Source organism: Gemmatimonas sp. (assembly GCF_041689975.1).
Taxonomy (GTDB): domain Bacteria; phylum Gemmatimonadota; class Gemmatimonadetes; order Gemmatimonadales; family Gemmatimonadaceae; genus Gemmatimonas.
This window is the reverse complement of sequence record NZ_JBDNFF010000314.1, coordinates 1-2,643: the sequence shown is the minus strand read 5'-3', so window position 1 is coordinate 2,643 and position 2,643 is coordinate 1. Positions and strand designations below refer to the sequence as shown.

2 protein-coding genes are annotated in these 2,643 nt (G+C 64.6%); both read left to right on the top strand.

Annotation, left to right across the window (positions count from 1 at the left end):
• Nucleotides 1-211 precede the first annotated feature (211 nt).
• A complete protein-coding gene (locus ACESNG_RS18965; protein WP_373070352.1) occupies nucleotides 212-1,531 on the top strand; it encodes a YfcC family protein in 1,320 nt (439 codons plus the stop codon).
• Nucleotides 1,532-1,579: 48 nt separating this feature from the next.
• Nucleotides 1,580-2,476 (top strand): ABC transporter ATP-binding protein, encoded by an 897-nt coding sequence (locus ACESNG_RS18960; RefSeq protein WP_373070350.1) that lies wholly within the window; start codon nucleotides 1,580-1,582, stop codon nucleotides 2,474-2,476.
• Nucleotides 2,477-2,643: the final 167 nt, after the last annotated feature.

The following is a 2,643-nucleotide window of genomic DNA, read 5'->3' as shown; positions in this document are numbered from 1 at the left end:
CGTGCTCACTGGATTCCTGGCGGGCGACAATGCGCGCGGGCGTCCGGTGGGTGTCGCGCTCGATGCGCGTGGCGCACTGTTGGTGGCCGATGACGTGGGCAATGCGATCTGGCGAGTTATGGCGCGCGGGAAGTAGGCGCCGAACGAAGGCACAGGGCTACGCGCGCCCCGCCACTCGCTGCTCGCTCTGCCCGACGTTACCATTGCGGCGATGAAACTCCCCCTGCCGCACCCCTTCATCCTCTTGCTCGGCACCGTCGCTTTCGCGGCGCTGCTCACGTGGATTCTTCCGTCCGGCGCGTACGAACGAGCACCCGATCCGTCCGGCGGACGAGTGCTGGTGGTCGCGGGGAGTTACCATCGCGTGCCGCCTGCGCCGGTGGTTCCGATTGCGGCCGTGATGGCCGTGCCGCGCGGCATCATCGCCGGCGCTGACGTGGTCGTGCTGATTCTCGTGGTCGGCGGTGCCTTCGCGCTGCTCGATTCCACCGGAGCGATGGCGCGCCTCGTGGGAGCGATCGCGGGGAGCGCCACGCGGCCGCGCGTCACGGTGGCCTTGATCAGTGTCGTCTTTGCCTCGTTGGGGGCGCTCGAGAACTTCCACGAGGAGATCATCGCGCTCGTCCCCGTACTTCTGCTGCTCAGTCGCGGACTTGGTTTTGGCGCGATCACGGCGCTGTCGATGTCGTTGGGAGCGGCGACCGTCGGTGCAGCCTTCGGCCCGTCGAATCCGTTCGCCGCGGGCATTGCCTTCAAGTTTGCGGGACTCCCGCAGCTCAGTATGGCCGGGCTGCGCAGCATCCTGCTCGTGATCGCGGTCGCGGTGTGGATCGGCTGGACGCTCGCCAGCGTGTCGCGCGACGATGTCCGACCCGATGTCGCACCCAACGACACGCAACGCGCGACCGCGAAGGATTTCCTGCTGCTGTTCACGCTCACACTGCCCATCGTCGTGTATGTCTGCGGCGTGCTCTCCTTCGACTGGGGCTTCAACGAGCTCACGTCGCTGTTTTTGGTGGCCGGTCTGGCCGTCGGGCTGCTGGCGGGACGCAGCTGGCGCGAGACGGCGGAAAGCTTCATCAAGGGCATGGAGAGCATGCTCGCGGCCGCGTTGTTCGTGGGCATCGCGCGGGCCATCAGTCTCGTGCTCACCGAGGGCCAGGTGATCGACACGATCGTGGCAGGCTTGGTCGCACCGCTGTCACGGATTCCCGTGCTGGCGGCGGCGGCACTCATGGTGCCGGTGCACGCACTCATTCACGTGCCGGTCGCGTCCAATAGCGGGCAAGCGGTTCTCACCATGCCTATCATGGCACCGGTCGCCGACCTGCTCGGCATCAGTCGTGACGCCGCCGTCATGGCGTATCAAACGGGTGCCGTGCTCACCGACCTGATTACCCCGACTAGCGGAACGCTGCTCGCCATCCTGCTCAAGGCCGATGTGCCGTACGGACGGTGGCTACGCTTCGTGGTGCCGGGTGTCCTGCTGCTGTGGGTGGTGGGGTTTGCCGGCATCTTCATCATGTTGTAGTGCGAGCGCTCGGTTCATTGAATTCCTCCTTCTTCTCAGCAGACGCCCATGACCCTGCGCATCGATCGCCTGTCCAAGACGTATCCGAACGGCGTACGCGCGCTCAACGACATCTCGCTGACGATCGCTCCCGGCATGTTCGGCTTGCTGGGACCGAACGGTGCCGGCAAGTCGTCGCTGATGCGCACCATCGCCACGCTGCAGCCGCCGGACAGTGGATCCATTCGCTTTGGCGATATCGATGTGTTGAAGGAGCCGGAGAAGCTCCGCGCGCAGCTCGGCTATCTGCCGCAGGAGTTCGGCTTGTATCCGAACATGCCGGCGGAAGCGATCCTCGATCATTTTGCCACACTCAAAGGCGTGGTCAATGCCGGTGAGCGGAAGGATCTGGTGGCGTCACTGTTGCACCAGGTGAACCTGTACGACGTGCGCAAGAAGAGCGCTGGCGGCTATTCGGGCGGCATGAAACAGCGACTGGGTATCGCGATCGCGCTGGCGGGAAGCCCCAAACTGCTGATCGTGGATGAGCCCACGGCCGGACTCGATCCCACCGAACGGAATCGCTTTCTCAATCTCCTCGCCGATATCGGTGACGACGTGGTGGTCATTCTCTCCACGCACATCGTGGAAGACGTGCGTGAGCTGTGCTCGCAAATGGCGATCATCAACAAGGGGCAGGTGGTAGTGCAGGGCGAGCCCGAGCGCATCATCGACGAGGTGCGCGGGCGCATCTGGCGGCGCACCATTCCCCGCGCGCAGAGAGACGACTACAAGGAGCAGTATCAGGTGATCTCCACGCGCATGGCGGCCGGCAACACCGTGCTGCACGTGTACGCCGAGTCGGATCCGGGCGATGGCTTCGTGGCCATCGAGCCTGACCTCGAGGATGTCTATTTCCATCGCTTGGCCGCTATCGCTGGCGGCCGCCTGCCGGTGGAGGCTTGATGTTCGGCGCGCTCTTCGCCTTCGAACTCCGCGGTCACTTCCGTCGGCCGGTCACGTGGCTGTATGTGGCCATCATGTTCCTGCTGGCCTTCTTTGCCCTGAGTACGGAAGCGGTGATCGTCGGCTCGGCGTTGGGCAAGGTCAAGAAGAACAGCCCGTATCAACTG

Coding starts and splice junctions, on each gene's coding strand:
- ACESNG_RS18965 (WP_373070352.1), top strand. CDS start 212: ATGAAACTCCCCCTGCCGCACCCCTTCATCCTCTTGCTCGGCACCGTC.
- ACESNG_RS18960 (WP_373070350.1), top strand. CDS start 1,580: ATGACCCTGCGCATCGATCGCCTGTCCAAGACGTATCCGAACGGCGTA.